General features: G+C 41.8%; 1 protein-coding gene. It reads right to left on the reverse strand.

The window, feature by feature from the left end; genetic code table 11:
• Positions 1 to 75: 75 nt before the first annotated feature.
• Positions 76 to 1,437: an IS1182 family transposase gene (locus tag ACYQY7_RS13935; protein ID WP_461202953.1), complete on the reverse strand. Its 1,362-nt coding sequence runs from the start codon at positions 1,435 to 1,437 to the stop codon at positions 76 to 78.
• Positions 1,438 to 1,532 lie beyond the last annotated feature (95 nt).

Consider the following 1,532-nt stretch of genomic DNA (forward strand, 5'->3'; position numbering starts at 1 on the left):
TCAAAGTGTTGAAAAAGTAGGACGTCAAGAAAAAGTTCACTTTCCTCGTGAACTTTTTCATCTTTTCTTTTTTCCTTATTTGTGGTAACTTAAATCTATACCATGTGATCGAAGGGATCGTAACTTGGTCCACTTCTTGAGGTTTTGGATCATGGCGGTGATCCAAACCTGAATCTGTACGTATGGAACTCCACGGTATCGTGCAAAACGAAGCCCGTGGAGTTCTTTACTTTCCGCAAAGCTTCGTTCAATAGTAGCGGGACGAACAAGTCGAAAAACCTTTCCTTTTTCAGATAGTCGACGTTTTTTCATTTGTTCGTAAACCTCCTGGTGAACGGAAACCCGAAAGACGCGATCGCCTTTCCCGTTCGCCGCAGGACAACTCGCGCAACTACCTTTGACGTCAGGCTTATATTCATGATACCCCGATCGAGTAGATGTAGAATAGGAAAATTTTACTCCGCAAGGGCAAACATAGACGTCTTCTTTCACTAAACGGAATTGACTGGAACGACATTTTGAGTGTTCCTTTCGATGAAATCGGCGATAAGAAACATAGGCATGAATCCCTTTGTCTTCGAGTTCTCGCCCAAGACGTGCGTTATAATAGCCAGCATCTAACACGATATTTTCTGGTTTATAACCAATCCGTTGTTTGACTCGCTCGATTCGTTCCGTGAGTACACGATGCCCTGGTACATTTGCCGACGTCACATAGGCATCTAAAATGAAATTGTGCAGCGTGTCGACGATCCGATGATCGTGATAAGCGAATAATCCACGAGGATCATGTTTGACAGATAGCCCCGCATCGGGATCCGTGGTACTGCAAATCACTTCTTTTTCTATCTCTTTTGTTGGTTTTGGAGTCAGAGGCTTTTTCCCGTGTTGTAAGCGCTTCTTGTTCACGAGTTGTAACACGGTCTCGTCTTCCTTCTCGACCACTTTTTGAACCACTTTCACGCGTTTCCGCTTGTTCGCATTGGCTTTCAACTCCGTTTCATCTGCTGCCCACGTTTCTGGGGATAGGAAACCTTCTTTTTTAATCTGTAAGAGTACATATTCAAATAAAGTTTCCCATACGTTTCGATCAACACGATGGCGCAAAAACTTTGAAACACTGGAGTGACATGGGACAGCATCGTCCATGGAAAGACCTAGAAACCATCGATACGTGATATGTTGGTCAATTTGCTTACAGGTGAAACGAACCGAACGAAACCCTTCAACATATTGAATGATCAAGATTTTCACTAATATCAAAGGATCAAGGGATGGACGACCTTTGTCCTTTGAATAAAACGGTTTCAATAAGGAATACACGTCATCCCAATCCATCACTTTATCGATCTGAACAAGTAAATGATGTTTATCGTATATTTTTTCATACGCTTTTCTGTTCTTTTTCAATTCTGACTTGGAGAAAGGACGGTACATACTTCTATCTCTCCTTCTTCACGGGCTTTCCATTAAATATATTAACAAAAGAAAAACGATTTTGTCCTTGACAAAATCGTTTTTCAACAGTCTGA

This window comes from Anoxybacillus sp. TBDG-1, from assembly GCF_054815885.1.